The sequence below is a fragment of the Microcystis sp. LEGE 00066 genome (assembly GCF_015207925.1).
Lineage (GTDB): Bacteria > Cyanobacteriota > Cyanobacteriia > Cyanobacteriales > Microcystaceae > Microcystis > Microcystis ichthyoblabe_A.
Map to the genome: position 1 here is coordinate 1 of NZ_JADEVX010000054.1, position 25,298 is coordinate 25,298.

Genomic DNA, 25,298 nt, shown 5'->3' on the forward strand with positions numbered 1-25,298 from the left:
GGTGTGGGGTGTGGGGTTTTACCAGTTTTGAGGTGGCCAATTACATAATTTTCAGGGAAAAAGTCCAGGGATTTTCCCCCCAATCACTCCAAAGGTCGGCACTTTTTGAGGAAAAAAAAGTCTAAAAACCTTGTTGGATCAGGTTTTTAGATTTATTCAGCAAACCCTAAATAAAGAGGTTTGGGTTTTAGACTTGGCGTTCAACCAGGATGCTTGTCCTACTGGTCAGGATTTTGCCCCTGCCCGCTCCCTGGTGTTGCTTGACATAAATTACGCAATAGTGTTATAATAAGAAACTGGCTTAAGCCAAAGACAGCAGGTGCGAAACAGCTTAAATACCCTGCCGAGGTCAAAGCGAGAAAACAGCAGCCAAAAAGACTAAAGAGAGATATTTTCTGTCTTGGTCGTGCCTGAACTGATTCTCTCCACTCAACCCCGGCGCTACAAGGGGTTATTTTTGTGCCTGTGGAACCGGTCCCCCGCATACAGGAGGTGAACAAGGGATGGGGAGAAGCAGAGAAAGCAAGGGAGTAATTCTAGAAGAATTAAAAACCTCCCTGAGCGAAGCTCAATTAACGATGGTCATCGACTATCAAGGTTTAACCGTCGCCGAAATCAGCAATCTACGCCGCAAATTGCGCCCCACGGGAACGATTTGTAAAGTCACCAAAAATACTTTGATGGGCTTGGCGATCGCTGAAGATAGTGGCTGGGAACCGATGAAAAGCCTTTTATCGGGAACATCCGCCTTTCTGCTCGTAAAAGAGGACATCGGTGGAGCTTTCAAGGCCTATCAAGAGTTCAAAAAAGAAAGCAAAAAAACCGAATTGCGCGGCGGTGTCCTCAAAGAAGGGACAAAAGGTCAACTGTTAACAGAAGATCAGATCAAAGCGATCGCTGATTTACCGTCGAAAGAACAGTTAATCGCTCAGGCCGCCGGAGCAATCAACGCCATTGCCACCAAACTGGCCCGCAGCATCAACGAAGTTCCCGCATCTTTGGCCCGTGCCGTCGATGCCGTAGCCCGTCAAGAAGAAAAAGAAGCGGCTTAATACCGCGCCAATCAATCACTTAAAACAATTAGGAGTCTAACCCATGTCTGCTGTAGCTGAAATCTTAGAAAAACTCAAAACTCTTACCCTCTTAGAAGCTGCGGAATTAGTCAAAGGTATCGAAGAAACCTTCGGAGTTAGTGCCGCCGCTCCAACTGGTGGCATAATTATGGCTGCCCCCGGGGCTGCTCCTGCGGCTGCTGCTGAAGCTGTGGAAGAACAAACCGAATTTAACGTCGTTCTCGAAGAAGTTCCCGCCGACAAGAAAATTGCTATCCTTAAGGTAGTGCGCGAATTGACCGGTTTAGGACTCAAAGAAGCGAAAGACCTAGTAGAAGCCGCTCCCAAAGCGGTTAAAGAAGGCACTAACAAAGATGATGCCGCCGCCATCAAGAAAAAACTGGAAGATGCCGGGGCAAAAGTTAGCGTTAAATAGATGGCCACTGATTCTGGGGATGTAGATTACATCCCCAGACAAGCCGAAAAGCTCATTTCCTGATACTATAGGATTGTTATAGCAGTCTTGTAGGATGTCCAACCATGGAAAGCGTCGCTTACATTTTAGTTTTAACTATGGCTTTGTCGGTAATTTTCTTCGCCATTGCCTTCCGGGAACCTCCCCGGATTCAAAAGTAAATTTCTTAACTCCGTTTAGGTTAATAATTTTCTTCCCTGAGCCGCCCGCTTGTCAAAAGCAGGTTAGCGGCTCTGGTTTTCGTATTTAAAGGCTTAAATTAAAGGTTCCCCTCACCGAGCGCCTCCTATGCAATGCCCTAATTGTCAGCATACCGATAGTCGCGTTTTAGAGTCCCGTTCCTCCGAAAACGGTCAGAGCATTCGTCGTCGTCGTGAATGCTTACAGTGTAAATATCGCTTCACTACCTACGAGCGCATCGAATTCGTGCCAATCACGGTGATTAAAAAAGATGGTAAACGGGAATCTTTTGATCGCTGCAAACTGCTCCGGGGGATCGTCCGCGCTTGCGAAAAAACCGGCATTCCCCACTCAAGATTAGAGGCGATCGTCAATGATATCGAATCCCGTCTGCAGCAAGACTCAAAACGGGAGGTAACAAGTCAGGAGATCGGTCAATTAGTCCTAGAATATCTCCGGCAAGAATCGGAGGTGGCCTATGTGCGCTTTGCTTCGGTTTACGGCAATTTTCAGGGAATTAGAGACTTTATCGCCGCTTTAGCGCTGCTGCAATCCTCCGAAATCGAACGCGCCTATCCTTCTTGGTCTCCAGTGGAGGAAGCCAGCGTGATCACCTCGTCTTAAATAGTTCCCGATTCAGTTATAATGAGGATCCCTTGTGCTATTTAAAGCCCAAGCTCTGGTTAGATTCTTAAAAGTCATTCTTGAGGCAGATTGCCTCCAAGAAAGCCGGATGCGGCAGTTCATCCCCTAGGCCCCGCCTAGTAACTAAATTAGGAGGCATCTCCTTGATTTAGAAACTGTACATCACATAGGAGGAAAAACCTACGGAAATTCCGAGGCCCAAACAACGTACATGACCACCCAAAAAACTGCAAACAAAAACATAGGCTTTACCCATGAAGATTTTGCCGCCCTTCTAGACAAATACGATTATCATTTCAGTCCGGGAGATGTTGTCGCCGGGACTGTTTTCAGCATGGAACCCCGGGGAGCCCTCATCGATATCGGTGCTAAAACCGCCGCTTTTATCCCCGTGCAGGAGATGTCGATCAACCGCGTCGATAATCCCGAAGAAGTTTTACAACCCAACGAAACCAGGGAATTTTTCATTCTTACCGACGAGAATGAAGATGGACAGCTAACCCTGTCGATCCGTCGCATCGAATATATGCGCGCTTGGGAACGGGTGCGTCAATTGCAAAAAGAAGATGCTACCGTGCGATCGAATGTTTTCGCCACTAACCGTGGTGGAGCATTAGTCAGAATTGAAGGTCTCCGTGGCTTTATCCCCGGTTCTCACATTAGCACCAGAGAGGCGAAAGAGGATTTAGTCGGTCAGGAATTGCCCTTAAAGTTTTTAGAAGTGGATGAGGATCGCAACCGTCTGGTTTTAAGTCATCGTCGCGCTTTAGTGGAACGCAAGATGAACGGTTTAGCCGTGGGACAGGTGGTAATCGGTTCCGTGCGCGGAATTAAGCCCTACGGTGCTTTCATCGATATTGGTGGAGTCAGTGGTTTACTGCATATTTCCGAAATCTCTCACGATCACATTGACACCCCCCACACGGTTTTCAATGTCAATGATGAGTTAAAAGTGATGATTATCGATCTCGATGCCGAAAGAGGTCGCATTTCCCTCTCAACTAAACAATTAGAACCAGAACCGGGAGATATGCTCAAAAATCGCCCGTTAGTGTTTGAAAAAGCGGAAGAAATGGCGATTAAATACCGAGAAAAACGTCTAGCGGAAGCGGAAGGCCGGACCGTCTCGGAAGTAGTGGAAGAAATCGAAGTTCCCCCCGCCTTGGAGGAGGAAGATTTAGTTCTCGTCGCTACCGAAGAGTAGGTCAGTTATCAGTTATCAGTGATCAGTTATCAGATTTGAGTTTTAAGTGGACAGTGTTTATTCTCCAAAACCAGCACGGCTGGCAAATCCTGTGATTCCAGTCATCTCCTCACTACTATTGGCATCAAGGAAACGATCCAAGTGATCAAAAGTGGTTCCGTAGGTAATAGTTTTAGCGTCGTATCCTTTCAGACTGACGGTATGTGGCTCGAAAGCTTGGTGGAGATAGGGTAAACCGATGAGATGACTGTAGGTAGTGGCTCCGATGGCTAAATCCCTACCTATTTCTTTAGTGGCCGACTCTAAACGAAAAGCGGCGTTGACTGTATCCCCGATCGCCGTATAATCTGGATGTTCACCGCTGCCAGTATTGCCGACCATGGCATAACCAGTATTCACTGCCGCACCGATGCGTAATTTAAAGGGTAAGGGATATTGTGCGCTTAAGGCGCGAGTCATGTTATGTAGTTGTATAATTGCTTGGAAAATTTGCAGGATATCGTCTTGATTGACTTCCTGTTGGCCGTGAAACCAGATGGCCATGATCGCATCACCAATATATTTATCTACCCAACTGCCAGAACTGCGGACAATACCCCCGGCATGGCGAAACCAACTGCCAATCAGAGAAGAAAGCACTTTTTCGTCTAATTGCCTAGTTAAAGCCGTAAAATTCCGCATATCCACCACCATCACCGATGTTAAGCGCCGTTCATGGACGGAGGAGGTAGGGGTGTCCCATTCTAAATTGCGCGGTTGCTTGCCTACATTGGTGGGAGTAGCACGATAGAACTGCACCTCGGTTTTGCCAAAGGTGATCTGATCTGTGTTATGGATAGTCACGGGAATAGATACCCTTCTGCCATTGACAAAAGTTCCATTGAGACTACCGAGATCGATCAGATAAAAATCTCCTGTTTCCGTGGATTGTAAAATAGCGTGATTGCGAGAGATACAGTGATCCTTAATCACGATATCGTTATCTTTGCCCCGTCCGATTGTCCAGTAAGATCTCCCCACGAGAGGGAAAAAACGCTGTCCCTTATCGGTATGGAGTAGTAAATAGGGATTTTCTCTTGGCAGTATATCCACAGGTACATTAGCGGCAATAGATAGACAGTCGCAACTACATATAGCATACAGCAAGATTCCGCACATTTTCATCTATCTAAATAAATAAATAGATGGAAACGGGAATTAGCTAGGAAAACCCTTAAGCCAGAGAAGCGGTAATCCAAAATAAACCATCGACTAAAATTGTACTCAATACGGCTCCGCTAAATGCCCACCAATGACATACCCTTTTTTGCAAAGGATAGATACCGATCGCTAAGAGCAGGTTGAGCAGCACGATCGCCCAACTGATGCCCCAGGGGGTCTCAATTTGGGCCAAGGCGTTATGAAATATCGGCGATACTAGGTTGGGGTCTAGTTCCACGGTCATTAATTGTCGCCAGTAGGGAATTAGTCCCGTTAGATAGAAATATACATCGGTGATGGCAGTCCCTAACAAAGAACCCAGATAGAAAAGATTGCCCACTTTGCAGCGACCTTTGTATAGTCCCCAGAGAACAAAGGGCAGCCCGATCGCTTCCATGGGAATATGGATCAACGGTTCCCAACGCCACCAACCCCAGTAGAGAGAACCTGCTAACCAACTCCAACTAAAGCCCAAAAGTAAATCCCCCCAAAGACTGATTTTTTCTTGTTTGAGCAGCCAAACCCCTAACCCCACCCAAAAAAAGGTTAAACCTAGGCTAACTTCGGGATAGTAGCGCACTAGGGGCGCTTGCATGAACACGGGTACCGAGACCAGAAATGCTGCCGTCCAAAAGACGGATTGACATTTTTCCCAGTTGGGGACTAGGGGTTTCAGGCGATCGGGATTGTTGGGAACTAGGGTAGAGTTGAGCAAAGGATTTCAGAATTGTTACAAAACTTTACTTATATTAAGATACATCATTCTCTCTACACTATATCCCCTCTAGAAGATTTTGATAAAGTGAACTACTCTCAAGGTCGTTGAGAGCTTCCTATTTCACGGGGGATTGCCTCAAGACGGACTTTACACCCAGCTTTTGGTTTTACATCCCCTCTATGGGCAGTATCGCGCTTTTCCTAACGACAATACCCTTCGACGTAGCTCAGAGCAAGCTTCGGCTGGCTCTTTTGGTTTTTGTGTGTTAATTTTTGTTATGAATTAAAGCAAGCAAACAGCTTAATTGGTAAATTCATAACTTATTCTTTTAATAAGCTTTATTTTGGTATTCATTCCCTCAATTAATCCGTCGGTTGTATGATTTTCAAAGTAATTACAAATACCTGGCAAATGCTTCTGGATCATGCTGGCACTACTTTGATATAATATCCCGCCTATTCTTATCCATTTTTCCAATTTTCTCTCAGCACCTCTGAACGTTCTACAACTTTGATAAATTTGTCTAATTTCTTCTTTCATTTCCCAGGCTATTCCTAAGCAGGGATGTTCTTTCAGGATAACTTCTAGTTGTTGTTTTTGCTCGTCCTTTAAGTCCTCTTTATTCTTCCATAATAAATGAGGTAATCCTTTTTCATGCACCCCCATTAACTTTCTCAATTTATTAAGCTCGTCATTAATGATATCCATTACATGAAAACGGTCATAGATGATTTTAGCATTGGGAAATAATTCCTTGATCACTGCTGTAAATCCTGACCACATATCGACGCTCACTTCTTTCACCTTCTCCCGAACTGCGTCTGGCTGTGCCTTTAAGGCTTCCATTAATTCTTCTTGCTTATGTCCTTTAATCACATCTAGTAAAATTTTTTTGTCCAGATCTACGACCGTTGTTATGAAATCTTTATGTCCTTTTAAGTTACTAAATTCATCCAAGCTTATTCGTTCTGGTGCTTCCCACTCTTCCTTTTCTAGTTCTTTAGCACAGTGATTAAATATTAACTCAACTTCTGACCATCCTAACCCTTCTTCTCGACTTATTTCTTCGATGCTACAATTTTTTACTCTCTCATAAATCATCGATTCATAGCAAATTGTCTGAGGCTGTCTTAATCTCATAAAACTCAGTCTTTCGCTGATATACTTTTGGCACTTTTGACAATGAAACTGGCGGCGTGGTACTTCTAAATATACCGGATTGCCTAATATTGACAAATCTCTGACTAGACTATACTGTGTCTGATTGATTCTGTCCAAGGTTTGATGGCAATTCGGGCATTCAATTGCTTCATTTAAAATAGCAAGCTTTAGGAAAATTGTTTGAGTAATTTTTTGATAATTGACCACTGTTACATTTGGTAAATCGAGGAGTTGATCAAAATTTATCCACATAACTCACCTCCTTTTCTGTGTTACTATCATACCATGCTCACACAGAACCTAGAAGGGCCAATGCGTCTTAGTCTATAATTGTGATAGAACAGATAGTAATCCCCTAAACCCTTGACAATAAGCAGCTGAACAATGGGATTAAGCTCCTTGCCCGTTCACGAATCATTTAGAATTGCTGTAGCTACTCAATTAAAGTAGTATTTGCCTGAAAGAGGGCAAAAAATCTAGAAAATCTAAATAACTAAACCCAAAATCTAGGACAGAAATATGGAAACTCTGACGTTTAGTCAACCAATGCAGTTAACTGCATTACCCACCCAAGATGAACTTCCCTGCGATGATGGAGTACCCATGGAAACTCAAAGGCATAAATGGCAGATGGATCTGTTAATAGACAGTATATCCCCTTGGCTAGACCGACGAGAAGATGGTTATGCCAGTGGCAATATGTTTGTCTATTTCAGTACAGCACAACTGAAAAATCAAGACTTCAAAGGACCTGATTTTTTTGCCGTCTTAGGCGTGCCAAAAGGGGAGCGAAAAAGTTGGGTTACTTGGGAGGAGGGAAAAGCTCCCGATGTAGTGATTGAACTCCTCTCAGAAAGTACCACCCAAATAGACAAAACCGAGAAAAAACAGATTTATCAAGATAAGTTACGAGTGCCTGAATATTTCTGGTACGATCCTTTTAATCCTGAAGATTTTGCCGAATTTGTCTTAGTTGATGGACTATATGAACCGCGGCAACCCAACGAGAAAGGATGGCTAATCAGTGGTCGTTTGGGATTAGCTTTAGTTCGTTGGCAGGGAGAATATAGAGGGGTAACAACCGTCTGGATTCGCTGGGCGACTTTAGATGGAATCTTGTTGCCAACCCCGCGAGAGTTGGCTGAGAAAGCACAACAGAAAGCTGAGGCAGCACAACAGAAAGCTGAAGAAGCACAACAGAAAGCTGAAGAAGCACAACAGAAAGCTGAGGCAGCCGAAGAAAAAGCCGAACGATTGGCGGCTAAACTCAGGGAATTGGGGATTAATCCTGAAAGTCTCTGAATTCCTCTGGGTGGATTTTGGTAGTCCCACTAGCCTAGGGTTGACAATTTGGTCAGGCTGGGTTAGGATGCTACGAGTTAAAAGTAAATTCGTCTATGACTGACTTCCAACTAACCACTCCTGTGGCCTTCCTGATTTTCAATCGACCAGACACGACGGCGAGGGTGTTTGAAGCCATTCGTCAGGCGAAACCACCTAAGTTATTAGTGGTTGCCGATGGTCCGCGTCCAGATAGAGCCGATGATATTGAGAAGTGTAAGGCGGCCCGTGCTATTATCGAGGGTGTGGATTGGGATTGTGAGGTGTTGACTAACTATTCTGATGTTAATTTAGGTTGTAAAAGTCGGGTATCAAGTGGTTTAGATTGGGTTTTTGAGATAGTTGAAGAGGTGATTATTCTTGAAGATGACTGCTTGCCTCATTCTACTTTTTTTCGATTTTGTGAAGAATTACTAAAACTCTATAGAAACGACTCAAGAATTATGCAAATATGTGGCTCTAATTTTCTGAAGGGTAAGAGAAAAATTGGTGATAGTTATTACTTCTCAAAATACGGTCCAATATGGGGCTGGGCCGCTTGGCAGAGGGCGTGGAAATATTATGACGTTAACATCAACTTGTGGAAGGAAGTTAAAGACCAGCAGATCTATTACAATTTTTGTGAAAATCTAGAAGAGAGCTTGACTAGAATCGACTTATATGATAAAGTTTCAATCGGTGAGATAGATACATGGGATTATCAGTGGGCGTTTGCAAAGTTTATTAACTCCGGTCTTTCTATAACCCCCAATGTAAATTTAATTTCGAATATAGGTTGCGGTAAAGAAGGCACTCATGTAACTGATCAGCAGAATCCACTTGCTAATCTGCCAACTTCAGCAATAGAGTTTCCCCTGAAGCATCCTTTAGGAGTCTATGGGGATCGCAAAGCAGACGAGATTTACTTCGCACACACTCTTAAAAGATCAATCTTGAAATCTAATGTCCGTAAGTTTGTAAGTTTACTTAAGTCCCTAAGCGTAAAACTTGTATAATACCTTTGTATTTAATTAACTTTAAAAAATTGAATGGATTTATGAAAGTCACAATAATTACCACAATCAATCATAATGTAGGAGATGACTTTATTAGAGAAGGAATAATTTATCTTCTCAAACAAAGGTTTCCGGGAGAGAACCTCTCTATTCAAAATGTACATAAACACTCCCCCATCACATCTAGATATGGTTTTGAGTGGTTTCGGAATTTACGCTTTTCCCAACCTGTTGATCGACTGCTACCATTAAAATTGACAAAAGACAGACTTCTAGAAGCTGATTTACTGGTGCAAAGTGGAGCACCTGTTTACTGGTCTCATAAAGGTGGACCTAATTGCGCTAATAGTGATTGGTTTGATCCGCTCATTTGCCGTCGTTATAAACTTATCCAAGAACGAGTTCCATTTATTAATCTAGCAGCAGGTTCTTGCCAAACATATCACAGTGATGGTACTGAATTTCTTTGTTCCCAGAAAGATGTAGATTACGTTAAAAAATTACACGAAATAACACAAATTACTACAGTTCGTGATAGTTTGGCAGGAAAAATATTGAATAGTCTTGGACTCAATGCTCCTATTATTCCCTGTTCGGCAATTTTTGCTAGAGACAATTTAGGTATTGAGCCTGAAGAGCCTAGTTTTGTGGCATTAAACTACATGAAAGGGTCATCTCATTACAGATTTAATCAAGATATTGATATTCATAAATGGGAGATAAATTTTCTAGAATTCTATAATCAAATCAAGAATCAAGAACAGTGTATTTTTGTTTGCCATAACATGGCTGAGGCTATAGAGGCTCGTAAAATCGATCCTGATGCAAATATTTTTCTGTCTAACAATCATATTGACTATATAAAATTTTATGCTCGAGCGAAATTTGGTATTATGAATCGAGTTCATGGAGCTTTTATTCTGGCAAGTTTTGGTCGTCCATCTTTTACTGTGGGAACAGATTCTAGAGTTCGTATGACCGAAGAAATTGGTTTGCGTAATGCTTTTGTTAATGATGTCAATGTGACTCGTTTAATTTCTGAGTATCAATATCTCAAGAATGGGGCAGATAGTTTTGAGGAACGATTCTCACAGATTAAAACAAAAGCTTATCAAGATTATCAATCAGCTTTAATTAAATTAGAAAACTTGCTTTAAGCATACTATGGAAAGTAATCTAGACATACAAGAATATCCAGACAGCTTCTTCCTCTTACAAAAACAGATACAACAGAGTGTGGAAGAGCATACTTTGGTTATTAACTCTCTAGCTAATTACTTAGCAGAGATTCAACAACTAGCCACTCTTGTAGTCAAAACTCTAAAAACAGGAAACAAAATTTTGTTAATGGGCAATGGGGGTAGTGCTGCTGATGCACAACATATAGCAGCGGAGATAGTAGGACGATTCACTAGAGAACGTCGTGGACTTCCAGCGATTGCCTTAACAACAGATACCTCAATTTTAACTTCGATTGGAAATGATTATGGTTATGACAATATATTTAGTCGCCAAGTTGAGGCATTAGCTAGTGCTGAGGATCTAGTTATTGGTATCTCTACATCTGGCAATAGCAAAAATGTACTACAAGCGTTGACGGCCGCTGCATCCCTCGGTTGTCAGACAGCCGCTCTATTAGGTAAAGGTGGCGGAGAAATTAAAAATGTTGTAAACTTATCCTTGATAGTTCCTTCTAATAATACAGCCCGAATTCAAGAGGCACATATTCTAATCGGACATATATTATGTCAAGTAGTTGATTCTACCTTTACATCTTAGGGATTAATATAATAAATCTAGTACTATGAATACCAGCAACGTGATGGAAATTTGTAAGCAGAAAATTAAGCAGTATCGAGCGATAAAAATGCTCAAAAGTTTTATATTTGGAACTCACCCACTTCATAAATATTTGCAAAATAGTTATACAAAAAAACTAGATCTTAACTTACTTGATCTCGGATGTGGTAATCATTCTCCGACAAGGTATAAATCATTATATCCTAATATAATTTATACAGGATTAGATATAGTCGAGTACAATCTTGATGATAATGACAGGAAAATAGCCGATGAATTATTGATATTAAATTGTCATCCCAAAGATTTTCTATCCCAAGTACAAGATGCGTTAAAAGATAATTATTATGATTTTATTATCATGAGTCATGTGATTGAACACCTTGAAGATCCTCGAGAAATTTTAGTTGCTTTAGCTAGTAAAATTAAAGCTGGTGGAATATTTTATCTGGCATTTCCCGCCGAAGATACAATCTATTTTCCCAGTGCAGAAGGAACTTTAAATTTTTATGATGATAATACTCATAAATGGATACCTTCACTCAGAGAAATATTAAATATTCTAGTTAAAAATGGTTGTAAACCTATATACCTAAAAGATAGGTATCAACCCTTAGCTTATGCCTTTGTTGGATTTTTTTCAATTATAAAGGAGTATATAAAAAGTAAATTTTTTCAAAAGCCAATGAAAGTCAATAGCTATATTTGGAGTCTGTATGGCTTTGAATCAATTATTATAGTTCAAAAACTGACCTGACTAATTAGGCTTTTATATGACACTCAATTATTCTGATTTACCTCTACATTCTAAGCTCGCTAATTTTGCTCGAGACTTAATTGATTTATTAGTATCACTAACCTATTCAATCTCAGGTTCAAAAATTGCTAGAGTTGCTCAAAAAAAACAGCTTTTAATAATTAAGCCAGATGCTATTGGTGATTTCATCATATTTACAGGAATTTTACCGTCAATACGTGAACTTTATCCCAATCAAGAATGGGAAATAACACTTTTAGGCTCTCAAGAATACAAAAGTCTTGCTGAATTTATACGTCTAGGCGTTATTAGCTTTGAGCCAGTTTTTGATTCATTCATTTCTATAAATAGACTGATATTTGGTAGAAACCTAATCTATCGCTTTAAGTTTCAAAAATTTCTACAGAACTTCTCTTATGATACAGTATTATATCCAGTGTATTCGCGAACATCTGATGGAGATCAGTTGGTTTTCATTACTAATGCCAATGAAAAGATTGGAATAGATGGAAATTGTATTAGTATAACTGAGCAAAGAAAACAAAAAAATAATAGCAATTATACAAGGTTAATCCCAGTAAAGTCTGGCTGGATTTCAGAAATAGAAAGAAATGTTAGTTTTCTCAAAGGTTTGGACATAAATAAGTCAGTTGATGGCATACCCAGATGGAAAATCCCAGAAACCATCGTTGATGAATCTATAAAATTAGCTACTTCTCACGGAATTGAGCCACCTTTTGCTGTAGTCTGTCCAGGAGCATCGGCCAGGTACAGAATATGGCCTGCTCAGAAAATTGCATCTGTAATCGATTATATATGGGATAAATATAGGATGCCTGCACTGATCTGCGGAACTCAAGCTGATAAAATAATTTCAGCCAAAATACAGGAAAACCTCAAAAGAGCAAAAGTAGCCTGTCTCTGTGGTTCTACCAATTTAGCTCAACTCAGTGCCTTGATCTCTAGTGCCAAACTTTGTGTTACTATGGATAGCAGCCCGGCTCATCTGGCTGTTGCAGTTAATACACCTACAGTCTGTGTAATTGGAGGAGGACATTATAAGCGGTTCTTTCCTTATGGCGATCCCAAGCTATTTAGAGCTGCTACAGAAGAACTAGATTGTTTTTACTGTGATTGGAAATGTAAATTTGATACCCCATTGTGTGTTAAAGATATTTCTGTTTCAACAGTAGTAAGAGAGATTGGTGAATTGATGAATGTACTTGATAATTCAATGAAAGGAGAATAATTAAATGAAACTTAACATTGGTTGTGGATATGAAACGAGAGTTAGAAGAAATAGCATCTCCTTCAATTCAGAAAAAAAATTGGCACTAACTTTATAACCTATGCTAAAAAAATGATGAAAGACTTATGAATACAGGTAATTTGCTAGTTTAATTTACAATTGAAATTAGTTTTGGAAAAACAAAAATGATAAAAAACTTTTTGACTAAGCGACTGGACTATATTGCTCAATTATTATTGAGATCGAAATATTTGATAATTTCAAAGTCTATAGAACAGCTAGGGTTAAGCCTACATTATAAACAACTGTATCAGCAGGGTTCTAATCCATTAGCATTTAGCGAGGTTGGGTTTAGAGTACATTCTCAGAATGAGGAAGATGGTATTCTCCTTTATATATTTTCACTTATTGGAACAACAAATAAGAAGTGCGTTGAAATTTGTGCGGGTGATGGAATTGAATGTAATACAGCAAATCTAATTATTAACCATAGATGGATTGGTTTACTATGTGATGGTCGGCAAGAAAATGTAGAAAATGCTAAAAGATTATACTCCAAACACCCAGATACAAAGTATTGGCCGCCTTCAATTACTTGTCAATGGATTACAGCTAAAAATGTCAATCAAATTATTGCTGAAGATGGTTTCAATGGGGAAATAGACCTTCTCTCTTTAGATATTGATGGGATTGATTATTGGCTATGGAAAGAAATTTCTTGCATTTCTCCGAGAGTGGTAGTTCTTGAATTTAATCATCTCTGGGGACCTGATGTTTCTGTCACTGTTCCCTATGCAGATGATTTCAAGGCAGAGTTTACCCAATATGGTTCTGATTATGCCGGTGCTTCTCTACTAGCCTTTGTTAAGTTAGGTAAAGAAAAAGGCTATCGCCTGGTGGGAACGAATGCTATCGCTACAAATGCCTTCTTTATCCGAGAAGATATTGTATGTAGTTGGCTGCCTGAAATAGACCCTGCTACTTGCTTTGGACATCCGCGTGCTCAGTTTGGGATGAAACATCGTTTGCCTGGGGTGAAAGATAAAAAATGGATTGAAGTATAGTTGTAAATCTGAGCTTATTCAATCACATATCGCTCATTTAACAAGAGTAAAAAATGCTTATATTTCTTAATCAATCTACAACCCAGCAGTTAATCAGAGAAAAATTTCTCAATATCAAAATTGCCGTAATTGGTGATTTAATGCTAGATCGATATATCTGGGGTAGCGTTTCTCGTATATCTCCCGAAGCACCCGTTCCAGTGGTTAGGGTTAATAAAAAAACAGTATCACTTGGAGGAGCGGGTAACGTCGCTTGTAACTTAGCTGCTCTTGGCTGTCAAGTTCATCTACTTGGTATAGTTGGCGCTGATATTGAAGCAGAAATTCTAACTCGTGAAATGCTAAATCTAAATATAATTACAGATGGGATAGTCACCGATCCAAACCGTCCAACTACAGTTAAAACAAGAATCATTAGTCACTCCCAGCAAATGCTCCGCCTAGATGATGAGAATACAGGAGCAATTGACTCAGATATGGAGCAGAATTTACTAGAACGTAGCATCAACAAACTTGATGATGTAAATCTTGTCATCCTATCAGATTATGGCAAGGGAGTTTTAACTGACCACTTCTTGAACGCTTTCTTGCCAATAGCTAGACAGAAAGGCGTGAGAGTATTAGTTGATCCCAAACGCACTGACTATACAGCTTATACAGGTGCGGCTGCCATCACACCAAATCGTCCTGAATCTGAGTTGGCAATCAAGCGCTCTTTAATCAGCGATGAAGATTTTGAATTTGCCGCCCAAGAATTTCAACAAAAGTATGCGCTGGAAGCTGTATTAATTACTCGTAGTGAGCGCGGCATGACTTTATTTTGGAATGGTAAAAGCTATCACTTTCCCACTCAAGCACGAGAAGTATTCGATGTATCTGGTGCAGGGGACAGCGTAATAGCCATATTAGGAGCCGGTTTATCCGCCGGATTATCTTGGACTGAAGCAGTAGAATTAGCTAATCTAGGCGCTGGCATTGCCGTTCAGAAAGTGGGAACTGCTCCTGTACACGCTGAAGAATTGCTGCAAGTTATTGAGCAGGAAGGAATTAGTGCCTCAAACGGTAAAATTCTGCAACTGTCAGATTTAATGCGCCAAATAGCTGCTTGGCGAGTTCAAGGAAAGAAAATTATTTTCACCAACGGCTGCTTTGATATACTACATATAGGTCATGTAGTATATCTAGAAAAAGCTAGAGCTATGGGGGATGTATTAATTGTTGGACTGAATACGGATCAATCTGTGAAAAGATTAAAAGGAGCAGAACGTCCCCTGGTTTCCGAAGCCGATCGAGCCAGAGTTCTGGCAGCACTTAGCTCAGTTAGTGCTGTTGTTTTATTCGATCAAGATACTCCGATAAAGTTAATTGAAGCTATTAAGCCTGATATTTTAGTTAAAGGTGCTGACTATCAGGAAGAAGAAGTGGTTGGTGCTGATTTTGTACGCTCATATCAAGGGCAAGTAGCACTGATACCTTTAGTGAAAGATAGATCGACTACTCAAATCATCAATAAATTCCCAAAAATTACCCCCAACTGGCATTAAAACCATGAATAAAGCCTTATTTTTGGATCGAGATGGAGTTATCATTGATTACATTCCCTATCTCAGTCAGCCAGAACAAGTAAAGATTCCCCAATGTGCCGGTTCAACCTTGAAGCAATGGCAAGATGCAGGTTACTTACTGATTTTATATACCAACCAATCTGGTGTCGGGCGGGGCTATTTTAGTCTTGAAGACGTAGAAGCTGTCCATAGGCGAGTTTTTCATGAATATCAAAAATTTGGTGTATTTTTCCACGATCTTTTACTTTGTCCTCACCATCCTTCAGAAAACTGCCAATGTCGGAAGCCTTCACCTTACTTGTTACTAGAAGCATCGAGAAAATATGATATTGATATTGCCCAATCTTTTTTTATTGGTGATGCACCAAGTGATTTAGAATGTGCCATAAAAGCAGGTTGTCAACCTGTTTTGCTATTAACTGGCAGGGGGAAATCTACAGTAAAACAAATCAACAAATATTCAACAAAAATTGCAGTTTTTAATCAACTGTATGAAACTCTTGAGTTGATTAAAAACCATAAAACTTTAGAATGTTCCAGGTAAGGAGATTTTAGCCATGCTCAAAAAAATAGTCAAGAAACTCTCCAGAAGTTTAGGAATTGATCTAAAAAGATACAATGTACAAACATCTGAAGCGGCGAAAATGCAGCGCTTGTTAGCCTATCACAATATTGACTTAGTATTCGATGTTGGTGCTAATATTGGGCAATATGCCAAATTACTGCGAGAGTTAGGCTATTCGGGGAGGATAGTTTCCTTCGAACCGCTGTCAAGTGCTTACTCTCAATTAAAAGCTGTCAGTGAAAAAGACCCGCTCTGGGAAATTGCTCCCCAAACTGCCATTGGCAACCAAGAAGGTGAAATTATCATCAATATTGCTGGTAACAGCCAAAGTAGTTCAGCTTTGCCAATGCTGGATGCTCACGTACAATCTGCCCCCCAATCAGCTTACTCTGGTTCAGAAACAGTAAAATTGAGCAGGCTAGATACCCTGGCCAAGGACTATATCAAAAGCGAAACTAAATCCATTTTTCTCAAAATAGATGTGCAAGGATTGGAAAAACAAGTGCTAGAAGGGGCAACAGCAATTTTGCCTTTGGTTAAAGGTATTAAGCTTGAATTATCTTTAGTCCCTCTCTACGAAGGTCAAGTCCTGTTTAAAGAAATGATTCATATCGTAGAAAAATTAGGTTACGAACTGTACGGTATTGAACCAGGTTTTACTGCCGAAAAAACTGGGAGGATGTTGCAGATGGATGGTATTTTCTTTAAACCAGATTAAAAATTTCATCTGGTAAAACATGAGCAAAGCTATTTGTTGATATCCTTTCTCAAATAGTGCTACACTGTGTACACAATGCGTACACAACGAGAGAGACTATGGATAAGCATGACATTGAGAAAATTGGGGTGCGAGAATTTCGGAGCGAACTCCCTAAATACCTATACGGTGAGACTCCCGTTGAGGTACTACGTCACGGTCATACTGTTGGGTTCTATTTCCCCGTTAAACAGGGGAGTAAAAGCGCCGATATCGCTGCCTTACAAGCGGTGGCCGCTCAATTTGAGTACCTGTTAAGTCAAAAAGGAATTTCCGAGGACGATATTGTTCGTGAGTTTCGTCAGATGTGTGAAGCGGACAGAGCGAATCAGAGAAAGGATTTAGGCGGGTGAGACTCAAATTCCTCGTTCTCGACGCTAATATCATCATAAGAAATAGACATCTCCAAAAATCTATGCTCCAGTCCTAGCAATGGTATTCCTGCTTGGTAATGCGATTTCTTATCCTTTTAGCTAAACAGCAACATTGCTCCCATGAAATTAGCCCCCATCCCAACAAAACAGTACATCGAGCAACGAGATGAAGAATATTGGCTCGAAGGAACTCGTATCTCCCTTGATTCAGTTGTCTATTCTTTCTTAAACGGAGAATCGCCCGAAAGCATTGCCCAAAATTTCCCAATCCTTTCCCTCGAACAGGTTTATGGTGCGATCGCTTTCTATCTGGCCAATCGAGAGCTTGTCGATGCCTATCTGAAAAAGGGTGAAGCCGAGTTTCAGCGACTACAACAGTCTTGTAGAGAAAAGAGTCCTTTGCTGTACCAAAAATTGAAGGCGGCTCAAGCCAACAAGTAGAAAGCAGCATGACAAAAATTCGCTTTCAAGCTGATGCCGATCTCAGACAGGCAATTGTGACTGGCGCAATCCGCAGACAACCAAATCTGGATTTTCAGTCAGCCAATGAAGCAGGGCTTGAAGGAATAAAATATCCAGAAGTTTTAACCATTGCAGCACGGGATGGTAGGGTGCTGGTCACGCACGATCGCAAAACCATGCCGACTGAGTTTGGTCAATTCATCTTGTCGCAAACGAGTTCTGGTGTTCTAATTCTTTCTCAGAATCTTCCAATCGGCGAAGCGATCGATGCAATTATCTTAGTGTGGGAAGCATCTACGGCTGAGGAATGGATCAATCAGATTATGACTTTTCCATTTTAAGTGGCTACGCTATCTGGCCAAACCCTTGTAGGTGGAAGACTTGGCACAGGGAATTAATTGGGTATTAGAAGATACAGAAAGGTATAACCAATTGTGCATTCGGGCAAGGCAAAAAGTGGAGCAAGAATTTACTCTTGAGATTCAAGCATCTAAGTATTTAAAGCTGTATAATGAAACATTGTAATATAAGCAACCTCGAAAAATTGCCTCTCTTTTCAATAACAGAAGCCTAAAAGCGCCTATAGCGTTTCCTGTTCGCAAGAGGTATATTATCGATGTTAAAAAGCTTAATTAGCAAAGGTTTAACTGTGCCACACAGGTGTGAGAAACGCTATATATCACGACACTACCCCTAGTGGTCTCCTGACTTTTCACACATCCTCTAAGAAAAACATGGGACAATTAAAATTATTTCTATTCGGGCAAGCTTCTTAACTAGAAAGACTTTTAGTCTTGAGATAATATTAGGTCGAGGTCTAATGACTCTCAAGATAAAACAGTCAGCATATTAGAGCAAATCTCTCAAAGCGACTCTAGAGTTAAAATTATCATTAACGCTAGGAATTTTGGCTTTGTTCGTTCTAGCTATTACGGACTTTTACAAGGAACTGGGGATGCGTTTATTTTAGTCTTCGCCGACTTTCAATATCCCCCCGAACTAATCGTCAATTTTTTGGAGAAATGGGAGGAAGGCTATCAAGTTTTTAAAGGAATTAAAGACAAAAGTACAAATGTGAAGACAAAAGGAGGAATTTATCCAGAAATGAGAGAGTTAGGTTTAAGTCCAGGAACTCAACTATTTTTGAAGGATGTCAATATTACAAAAGAGCAGGGATTTGGACAGTTTAACTTAGCGGGTAAGTGGAAAAAAACCTATGGGGGTTTTCAAACAAAAGAACCTTAATATATTCTGACAAATTTTGGGGATTTAGAGACGGCAATAATTGCCGATCAAAAAAGATTTGATATTGAGGAGATGTTCCGAGATTTTAAGTCGGGAGGCTATCGCTTAGAAGGTTCTCAATTAGCACCGCAATACCTATCAAAGCTGATAATTGTTATAGCTATCGCCTCTACAAGTGCCACACTACAAGGTAAAAAAATTAAGGATATGGGAATCCAAAAATATGTCACAAGACCTGAAAAAAGATATAAAGGTCAACGCAGACACAGCAGTTTTTATGTGAGTCAACATCTCTATCATTGGCTCCAACTACATCAAATGTTCCCCAAAAAATATAGAAGAGCTAATGCAAATTAGCCGCTATCGGTTGAAGGATTACATCAAAGGACAAAGAGCGATATCGCTTGCCCTATCTACCTTCTAGCTCGCTTGTCCCCATGTCAGGAGTTTTATGAGATTAAGACACCATCATACAATCCGCTATGAATCGATGATTTATGAGAGAGTAAAAAATTGTAGTATCGAAGAAATAAGTCGAGAAGAAGGGTTAGGATGGGAAGAAGTTCAGTTAATATTTAATCACTGTGCTAAAGAACTAGAAAAGGAAGAGTGGGAAGCACCAGAACGAATAAGCTTAGATGAATTTAGTCACTTAAAAGGACATAAAGATTTCATAACAACGGTCGTAGATCTGGAAAAGAAAATTTGACTAGATGTGATTAAAGGACATAAGCAAGATGAATTGGGAATCCTTAAAAGCACAGCCAGAAACAGTTCGGGAGAAGGTGAAAGAAGTGAGCGTCGATATGTGGTCAGGATTTACAGCAGTGATCAAGGAATTATTTCCCAATGCTAAAATCATCTATGACCGTTTTCATGTAATGGATATCATTAATGACGAGCTTAATAAATTGAGAAAGTTAATGGGGGTGCATGAAAAAGGATTACCTCATTTATTATGGAAGAATAAAGAGGACTTAAAGGACGAGCAAAAACAACAACTAGAAGTTATCCTGAAAGAACATCCCTGCTTAGGAATAGCCTGGGAAATGAAAGAAGAAATTAGACAAATTTATCAAAGTTGTAGAACGTTCAGAGGTGCTGAGAGAAAATTGGAAAAATGGATAAGAATAGGCGGGATATTATATCAAAGTATTGCCAGCATGATCCAGAAGCATTTGCCTGGTATTTGTAATTACTTTGAAAATCAGACAACCGACGGATTAATTGAGGGAATGAATACCAAAATAAAGCTTATTAAAAGAATAAGTTATGAATTTACCAATTAAGCTGTTTGCTTGCTTTAATTCATAACAAAAATTAATACAGGAAAACCAGGAGAGCCCGCAATTTAAATTACGAACAGCTTACTGCTGAACTCCCAATACTCACCACCAGAGGAGCCGATCCTTTAACAAATACAAAGAGACGATACCCCCTCAAAACCAGTTGATAGGATTATGGTAGTGACCGAAATCAACTTTTAAGAATCTATAATGGGCTTTATTGTCCATTATTATCTAATATAACGGCTTTAAAGCCTGTTATATGTACTTTTTCTCGGTATTATCATGGCCTATCCTCTCTACGTCGCTTTTATTTGGCATCAACACCAACCCCTCTACAAATCCTGTCAAACTAACACCGATGCTTCGGGACAATATCGCTTACCCTGGGTGCGACTGCATGGAGTGAAAGATTATCTCGATTTAATCTTAATTCTAGAACGTTTTCCCAAATTACACCAAACCGTCAACCTTGTTCCCTCTTTAATCCTGCAATTAGAGGATTACGTCAACGGACTAGCTATAGACCCCTATCTTGCCCTCACCGTCACCCCAGAAGCGCAGTTAACCCTGGCACAAAAACACTTTATCCTCGAACACTTTTTCGATGCTAACCATCGTACCCTGATCGATCCGCACCCCCGTTACGCCCAATTATACGCACAGCGTCAAGAAAACGGTCATAGTTGGTGTATTAGTCATTGGAATCTGCAAGATTATAGCGATCTCTTGGCTTGGCATAACCTAGCTTGGATCGATCCTATCTTTCACAGTGACCCAGAAATCGCTACTTGGTTAGAACAGGGAAAAAACTTCACTTTAAGCGATCGCCAGCGAATTATCTCTAAACAGCGTCAAATTCTGCGTCGTATCTTGCCGCAACATCGGTTAATGCAGGAAACTGGACAACTAGAAATCATTACCAGTCCCTACACCCATCCGATTTTACCCCTGCTGGCTAACTCGGAAGCCGGCCGGGTAGCGGTGCCGAATATGACCCTTCCTCGCCAATATTTCCACTATCCTGAAGATATTTACCGTCATCTCCGGAAAGCTTGGCAAATCTATATCGATCGCTTTGATAAACAACCTCGCGGACTTTGGCCCTCGGAACAATCCGTTAGTCCTGCGATTCTCCCCGCTGTCGCTAAACAGGGTTTTCAGTGGTTATGTTCCGATGAGGGGGTGTTAGGTTGGTCTTTGGGACATTACTTTCATCGCGACGAAAAGGGCAATATTAGTGAACCGGAATTGCTTTATCGTCCCTACCTTCTGGAAACTAGCAACGGCAATTTATCTATGGTTTTCCGCGATCATCGTCTCTCGGATTTGATCGGATTTAGCTATAGTGGCATGAAAGCGCAAGAGGCCGCTACAGACTTAGTTAAACACCTAGAAGCGATCGCCGATCAACTGAAAACCAACGCAGAAACCACGACGCTAGAAAAACCCTGGTTAGTTACCATTGCGCTAGATGGCGAAAACTGTTGGGAAAACTATCATCAAGACGGTTTACCCTTCCTAGAGAATCTTTATCAACTTTTAAGCGACCACCAAGCGATCGAATTAGTCACTGTCTCGGAATATCTCGATCGCTTTCCGGCTAATGCTAAAATCCCTGTCAATCAACTTCATAGCGGCTCTTGGATCGATGCCAATTTTACCACTTGGATCGGCGATCCCGCTAAAAATAAAGCTTGGGAATATCTAATTTTAGCCCGTCAAACCCTCGCTAATCACCCGGAAGCGACGGAAGATAATAACCCCGATGCGTGGGAAGCATTGTATGCAGCGGAAGGTTCCGATTGGTTTTGGTGGTTTGGTTATGGCCATTCCTCCAATCATGACGCAATTTTTGACCAACTTTTCCGCGAACACCTAATCGCTCTTTATCAAGCTTTAAATGAGCCAATTCCCTCCTATTTGCTCGAACCGGTGGAAGAACACGGGGATAAACAAAGTAATCGTCCGCTGGCTTTCATTCACCCCATTATCGACGGTTTTGGGGACGAACAGGATTGGGATAAAGCTGGACGGATCGAAATTGGCGGCGCCAGTGGTACAATGCACCGGACTTCCTTAGTACAAAGGCTCTTTTTCGGTTGGGATCACCTCAATTTTTATCTGCGTTTCGATTGGAAACCGGGGGCGGAATTAGGCAAAGATATCCCGCCTGAAGTGCATTTATACTGGTATTATGACGAAGTGCATCGTCTGCAAAGTCCAATTCCCCTAACAGATATTCCCCCTCGATCGCCCCTCGATTACGGTTATCATCATCATCTAGGGGTTAATTTAATCACGGAATTTACTTGGTTAGAAGTCGCTCAAGAATATTTTACTTGGCAACGAGTTCCTAGTAATGCCAAAGCTTCTTTTAATCAATGTTTGGAAATTGCTGTCCCCTGGGAAGGATTACACATTGAACCCGATGCTCGTCTCCATTTAATCGCAGTTTTAGCCAATCAAGGTCAATACTATGATTTCCTCCCCGTTGAAGAATTAATCTTCCTGCAAAGACCTTAAATCAATAATCAGTGATCAGTTATCAAACGTCAGCAAACCCTAGTTAAGTACCTAAGCAAAATTAAAATAAGGCTTTTGACCTGTTAAAATCCGATGTTAGTGCAAGAATATAGGATTGAGACCTTCAAAAACCTTGCATTATCCTTCTTACAGTATATAAACTGGTACAAAAAAAGAGGGCAACAAAGCCTGAAACGACCGGCTACTGACTCCTACCCCCACGAAAAACTTTTTCAGCAAACCCTAATTACACATATCTAACCACCTCTTGCCTCTTGCATAAGTTCATCTCCTGATATGTAGCCTATACTCAAGGGATTTAGTATAAACTTTCAGCACATATCGACTGTGCGGGAAAGCTCGGAGGAAGAGGAGAAAACTAATGATCTTCGTTACTCTTCATGCTAAATCAACAAATGCCAAGACAATACACTTCTAAACAAAAAATTCCCAAAGTTTCGGTTTTTTGGTTTGTGCGATGGACGTGGGTTGTTGAGATTTTCAATAGAATAGAACTCTGACTCTCTTGGGTTTGGTGGGTACAATGTATTCTAATATATAGTCCTCCCGGTGAGAGGGTGGAACGAACCACAAAGACACAAAGGACACAAAGATTAACCGATCTTATATAACTGTAGTTTAGACTAAAAAATTTGCCTAAAAATAATCCAGCCTTATGAAAATAGCTGAAATCAAAAATCTTGAAGCAAAAAGTAGAGTTAGGATGCTTTTGTTGCCTATTTTTTAGGGGTTGAATGTCGTTTTTTCACAGTAGGATAGGTCTTTCTTTTACTGCGAGTCTTCCCTTTTTCCCAGCCGGGAGACTTTCCTCTAGTTTTAGGTGGTTGAGCGGGCGAACCAATCTCTATCAAAAGGGAAAACAGAGACTGTGCTACCCTTTCAGGAGTTAATAGGGTTTGCGGTTTTTGCCAAGGAAGACGATAATCTGCTACCAAATCTTTGGCTAACCATAATTGCCAAGTCATCAACGGCATTAAATCACTCCATCTCTCACATTGAACAGGTGTACTTAAAGAAGGTAAAGTCCAATGTAATCTTTGCGAGTGCAAAGCGATACCAATGGTCAACTCCAAAACGACGTGCATATTGTGACCAAACTTTTTCTAAGGATAAAAATGCCTCTCCTACCCAAATTAACCATAAGGGGCGATGTGCCTCTCCCGTTTTTTTAGGATTCAACCTTTCCACTTTAATTAGACTTAATTTCTGCTGAGAAGCTGTTTTAAAATGTAACTGTTACCATTGACTCACTCGGATTAATCCGAGTTTCGGGTCATTGATTTCCACTGTTGCGTCGGTTGGCCACCATGTGGATTCGTCATTGATTTTAAATTGTCTGCCATGTTTTTTCGGTCTTCCCTTACCCCCATAAGCTTCTGGTTCGCCATATAGACAACAATTAGAGCGGATTCTCATCAGTTTACTTGCTTGGATATCTGCTGTTTGATTTACCCATGAACTATTGCCGTATTCACAATCTAATACTACCAAAACTTTTTGTTGAATTGTTTTGCAGACTTCTTGGAGTTGCCATTTGGCTTTAGCTATCGGTGTTTCAAAGGATGTGATTCTTTCATGTCTTAAGGGTAATGCCCAACTTCTTTCCCCTTCGGGTAGCCAGACAATGGTGCTATAGCCTTGTCCTAATACTGTTCCATTTTTTGATGCCGCGCTATGTTGATAGCCTCTATCTTTCATCGTTTTAGCATCCTTCAATTCCCATGCTGTATGATCTATTGCTAACAAAACATACTCCAGTTCTGGTATTTCCTGAACATACCTTTTCATTAACTGGTTTCGGTTGGGACGACAATCTTCAATAGATTCGTATGTACTATGCCATTTCCTTCTGAAGAAAGGGGACAGTGAGAAGTCTCCCAAGCAATAGGCATTTCTGGTGGTCATGATGCTATCCATTAAGTCAAAGGTGGCATCTTTGGCATTACCTAACAGTTGGTAGGTATCTTGGCGAAATCTGGTATATCTGTTATATTTGGTCATAGAGAGCGGATAAATTCTTTAACATCTTTTATTTTCTCTCTATTTTGCTTGATTCTTCCTCTTTTTTCTTTTTAGGTTTCTCATTTAGTCTAAACTACAGATATAAGTTAAACTTATCACACAGAACCTAGAAGAGCCGAACTCTTGCCAGATAACTCATTGTTCGCTTAATTTTTTAAGGGAAGGGTTTTAAAATTGCTGTTACCTTTATCCTGTATGCTTTTTAGCGAATAAGGTAAGCATAACATTGTCGAGAGTGCGATCGCTATTATCACCATAAGTACAGGAGCAGCAAGTGCGAATAAGCTCATTGCCTTGGCCTACCTCATTGGCGTATTTTTTGTGATTCCCCTGATTCTGGTGGGGATTTCGATTGTTCTATAAGGGACTCGCACAGAAATAGAATACTAGCTATACAGTCGCTTTCTTTAAGTTCTTCAAGGATTCGCCAGATGATTGGGTACATTATTAGAGCCTAAGTCCTTTACCGAAAATTTCGGTTGAATGACCCGCAGCAATTCTCACTTTATACCATTTTTCTAAATTCCTGACAGACATAGAGCTTCTAAAATCCAAGACCATCCCGTCAAATACCCGATCGTGTCATTGGATAGAGAATTTAAAAGATGGTAAAGTTTACTTCTTAAGTTATCAA

The 25,298-nt window shown here is 40.6% G+C and carries 23 protein-coding genes, 5 pseudogenes and 1 other annotated feature; of the genes and pseudogenes, 22 read left to right on the forward strand and 6 right to left on the reverse strand.

What is annotated here, in order from left to right:
• Window positions 1–288: 288 nt before the first annotated feature.
• Window positions 289–467 (forward strand) — a sequence feature (ribosomal protein L10 leader region).
• A gap of 36 nt (window positions 468–503) precedes the next feature.
• From rplJ to IQ224_RS09755, 5 genes are all read left to right on the forward strand, one after another.
• On the forward strand, window positions 504–1,052 hold the full coding sequence (gene rplJ, locus IQ224_RS09735; protein WP_002737633.1) for a 50S ribosomal protein L10: 549 nt from the start codon (window positions 504–506) through the stop codon (window positions 1,050–1,052).
• 43 nt (window positions 1,053–1,095) lie between these two features.
• On the forward strand, window positions 1,096–1,488 hold the full coding sequence (gene rplL, locus IQ224_RS09740; protein WP_002736522.1) for a 50S ribosomal protein L7/L12: 393 nt from the start codon (window positions 1,096–1,098) through the stop codon (window positions 1,486–1,488).
• Window positions 1,489–1,592: 104 nt separating this feature from the next.
• Window positions 1,593–1,688: a photosystem II reaction center protein T gene (locus IQ224_RS09745; RefSeq protein ID WP_012267019.1), complete on the forward strand. Its 96-nt coding sequence runs from the start codon at window positions 1,593–1,595 to the stop codon at window positions 1,686–1,688.
• A 127-nt stretch (window positions 1,689–1,815) separates the two neighbouring features.
• Window positions 1,816–2,331 (forward strand): transcriptional regulator NrdR, encoded by a 516-nt coding sequence (nrdR, locus tag IQ224_RS09750; protein WP_002737459.1) that lies wholly within the window; start codon window positions 1,816–1,818, stop codon window positions 2,329–2,331.
• A 232-nt stretch (window positions 2,332–2,563) separates the two neighbouring features.
• Entirely contained in the window at window positions 2,564–3,556 is a 993-nt protein-coding gene (locus IQ224_RS09755) for a 30S ribosomal protein S1 (RefSeq protein WP_002743151.1), read from the forward strand.
• A 57-nt stretch (window positions 3,557–3,613) separates the two neighbouring features.
• On the opposite strand, the gene IQ224_RS09760 is transcribed toward IQ224_RS09755, so the two are convergent.
• From IQ224_RS09760 to IQ224_RS09770, 3 genes and pseudogenes are all read right to left on the reverse strand, one after another.
• The gene (locus IQ224_RS09760; RefSeq protein WP_194032886.1) at window positions 3,614–4,690 is read right to left on the reverse strand and encodes an adenylate/guanylate cyclase domain-containing protein; all 1,077 of its coding nucleotides are present in this window, start codon (window positions 4,688–4,690) and stop codon (window positions 3,614–3,616) included.
• A 79-nt stretch (window positions 4,691–4,769) separates the two neighbouring features.
• A complete protein-coding gene (locus tag IQ224_RS09765; protein ID WP_002743149.1) occupies window positions 4,770–5,471 on the reverse strand; it encodes a DUF3120 domain-containing protein in 702 nt (233 codons plus the stop codon).
• A gap of 278 nt (window positions 5,472–5,749) precedes the next feature.
• Window positions 5,750–6,887: pseudogene (locus tag IQ224_RS09770) on the reverse strand (ISL3 family transposase).
• A gap of 267 nt (window positions 6,888–7,154) precedes the next feature.
• On the opposite strand from IQ224_RS09770, the gene IQ224_RS09775 reads away from it, so the two are divergent.
• The 17 genes and pseudogenes from IQ224_RS09775 (at window position 7,155) to IQ224_RS09855 (ending at window position 22,621) form a co-directional block, all read left to right on the forward strand.
• Window positions 7,155–7,937: a Uma2 family endonuclease gene (locus IQ224_RS09775; protein ID WP_036400512.1), complete on the forward strand. Its 783-nt coding sequence runs from the start codon at window positions 7,155–7,157 to the stop codon at window positions 7,935–7,937.
• 95 nt (window positions 7,938–8,032) lie between these two features.
• Window positions 8,033–8,971, forward strand: coding sequence for a hypothetical protein (locus tag IQ224_RS09780; RefSeq protein WP_002743145.1), 939 nt, complete (start codon window positions 8,033–8,035; stop codon window positions 8,969–8,971).
• A 5-nt stretch (window positions 8,972–8,976) separates the two neighbouring features.
• Complete coding sequence (locus tag IQ224_RS09785; RefSeq protein ID WP_201261437.1) at window positions 8,977–10,128, forward strand: polysaccharide pyruvyl transferase family protein; 1,152 nt, start codon at window positions 8,977–8,979, stop codon at window positions 10,126–10,128.
• 7 nt (window positions 10,129–10,135) lie between these two features.
• Window positions 10,136–10,750: a D-sedoheptulose 7-phosphate isomerase gene (locus IQ224_RS09790; RefSeq protein ID WP_002743139.1), complete on the forward strand. Its 615-nt coding sequence runs from the start codon at window positions 10,136–10,138 to the stop codon at window positions 10,748–10,750.
• 25 nt (window positions 10,751–10,775) lie between these two features.
• Complete coding sequence (locus tag IQ224_RS09795) at window positions 10,776–11,528, forward strand: bifunctional 2-polyprenyl-6-hydroxyphenol methylase/3-demethylubiquinol 3-O-methyltransferase UbiG (RefSeq protein ID WP_002743138.1); 753 nt, start codon at window positions 10,776–10,778, stop codon at window positions 11,526–11,528.
• Between the two features lie 16 nt (window positions 11,529–11,544).
• Entirely contained in the window at window positions 11,545–12,777 is a 1,233-nt protein-coding gene (locus IQ224_RS09800; RefSeq protein ID WP_002743137.1) for a glycosyltransferase family 9 protein, read from the forward strand.
• Window positions 12,778–12,962: 185 nt separating this feature from the next.
• Window positions 12,963–13,841: a hypothetical protein gene (locus IQ224_RS09805; RefSeq protein WP_002743136.1), complete on the forward strand. Its 879-nt coding sequence runs from the start codon at window positions 12,963–12,965 to the stop codon at window positions 13,839–13,841.
• Window positions 13,842–13,894: 53 nt separating this feature from the next.
• Window positions 13,895–15,385, forward strand: a complete 1,491-nt coding sequence (rfaE1, locus tag IQ224_RS09810) for a D-glycero-beta-D-manno-heptose-7-phosphate kinase (protein WP_002743135.1) — start codon at window positions 13,895–13,897, stop codon at window positions 15,383–15,385.
• 4 nt (window positions 15,386–15,389) lie between these two features.
• Entirely contained in the window at window positions 15,390–15,950 is a 561-nt protein-coding gene (locus IQ224_RS09815) for an HAD-IIIA family hydrolase (protein ID WP_002743134.1), read from the forward strand.
• Window positions 15,951–15,963: 13 nt separating this feature from the next.
• Window positions 15,964–16,689, forward strand: coding sequence for an FkbM family methyltransferase (locus IQ224_RS09820; RefSeq protein WP_194032883.1), 726 nt, complete (start codon window positions 15,964–15,966; stop codon window positions 16,687–16,689).
• Between the two features lie 98 nt (window positions 16,690–16,787).
• Window positions 16,788–17,081: a hypothetical protein gene (locus IQ224_RS09825; protein WP_002743132.1), complete on the forward strand. Its 294-nt coding sequence runs from the start codon at window positions 16,788–16,790 to the stop codon at window positions 17,079–17,081.
• Between the two features lie 141 nt (window positions 17,082–17,222).
• Window positions 17,223–17,543, forward strand: a complete 321-nt coding sequence (locus IQ224_RS09830) for a DUF433 domain-containing protein (protein WP_002743130.1) — start codon at window positions 17,223–17,225, stop codon at window positions 17,541–17,543.
• An 8-nt stretch (window positions 17,544–17,551) separates the two neighbouring features.
• Window positions 17,552–17,905, forward strand: coding sequence for a DUF5615 family PIN-like protein (locus tag IQ224_RS09835; protein ID WP_002743128.1), 354 nt, complete (start codon window positions 17,552–17,554; stop codon window positions 17,903–17,905).
• Window positions 17,906–18,383: 478 nt separating this feature from the next.
• Window positions 18,384–18,623: pseudogene (locus IQ224_RS24960) on the forward strand (glycosyltransferase); the annotation flags it as partial.
• A 15-nt stretch (window positions 18,624–18,638) separates the two neighbouring features.
• The gene (locus tag IQ224_RS24965) at window positions 18,639–18,809 is read left to right on the forward strand and encodes a hypothetical protein (protein ID WP_194032884.1); all 171 of its coding nucleotides are present in this window, start codon (window positions 18,639–18,641) and stop codon (window positions 18,807–18,809) included.
• A 445-nt stretch (window positions 18,810–19,254) separates the two neighbouring features.
• Window positions 19,255–20,123: pseudogene (locus IQ224_RS09850) on the forward strand (ISL3 family transposase); the annotation flags it as partial.
• A 257-nt stretch (window positions 20,124–20,380) separates the two neighbouring features.
• Entirely contained in the window at window positions 20,381–22,621 is a 2,241-nt protein-coding gene (locus IQ224_RS09855) for a glycoside hydrolase (protein ID WP_194032885.1), read from the forward strand.
• Window positions 22,622–23,030: 409 nt separating this feature from the next.
• Here the strand turns inward: IQ224_RS09855 and IQ224_RS24025 are convergent, their stop codons facing one another.
• From IQ224_RS24025 to IQ224_RS09865, 3 genes and pseudogenes are all read right to left on the reverse strand, one after another.
• Window positions 23,031–23,249 carry a hypothetical protein gene (locus tag IQ224_RS24025; protein ID WP_230457591.1) on the reverse strand — a complete coding sequence of 73 codons (219 nt, stop codon included), beginning with the start codon at window positions 23,247–23,249 and terminating at the stop codon, window positions 23,031–23,033.
• 109 nt (window positions 23,250–23,358) lie between these two features.
• Window positions 23,359–24,643, reverse strand: a pseudogene (locus IQ224_RS24740) (NF041680 family putative transposase).
• Between the two features lie 539 nt (window positions 24,644–25,182).
• Window positions 25,183–25,298 (reverse strand): annotated as a pseudogene (locus tag IQ224_RS09865) (IS630 family transposase); the annotation flags it as partial.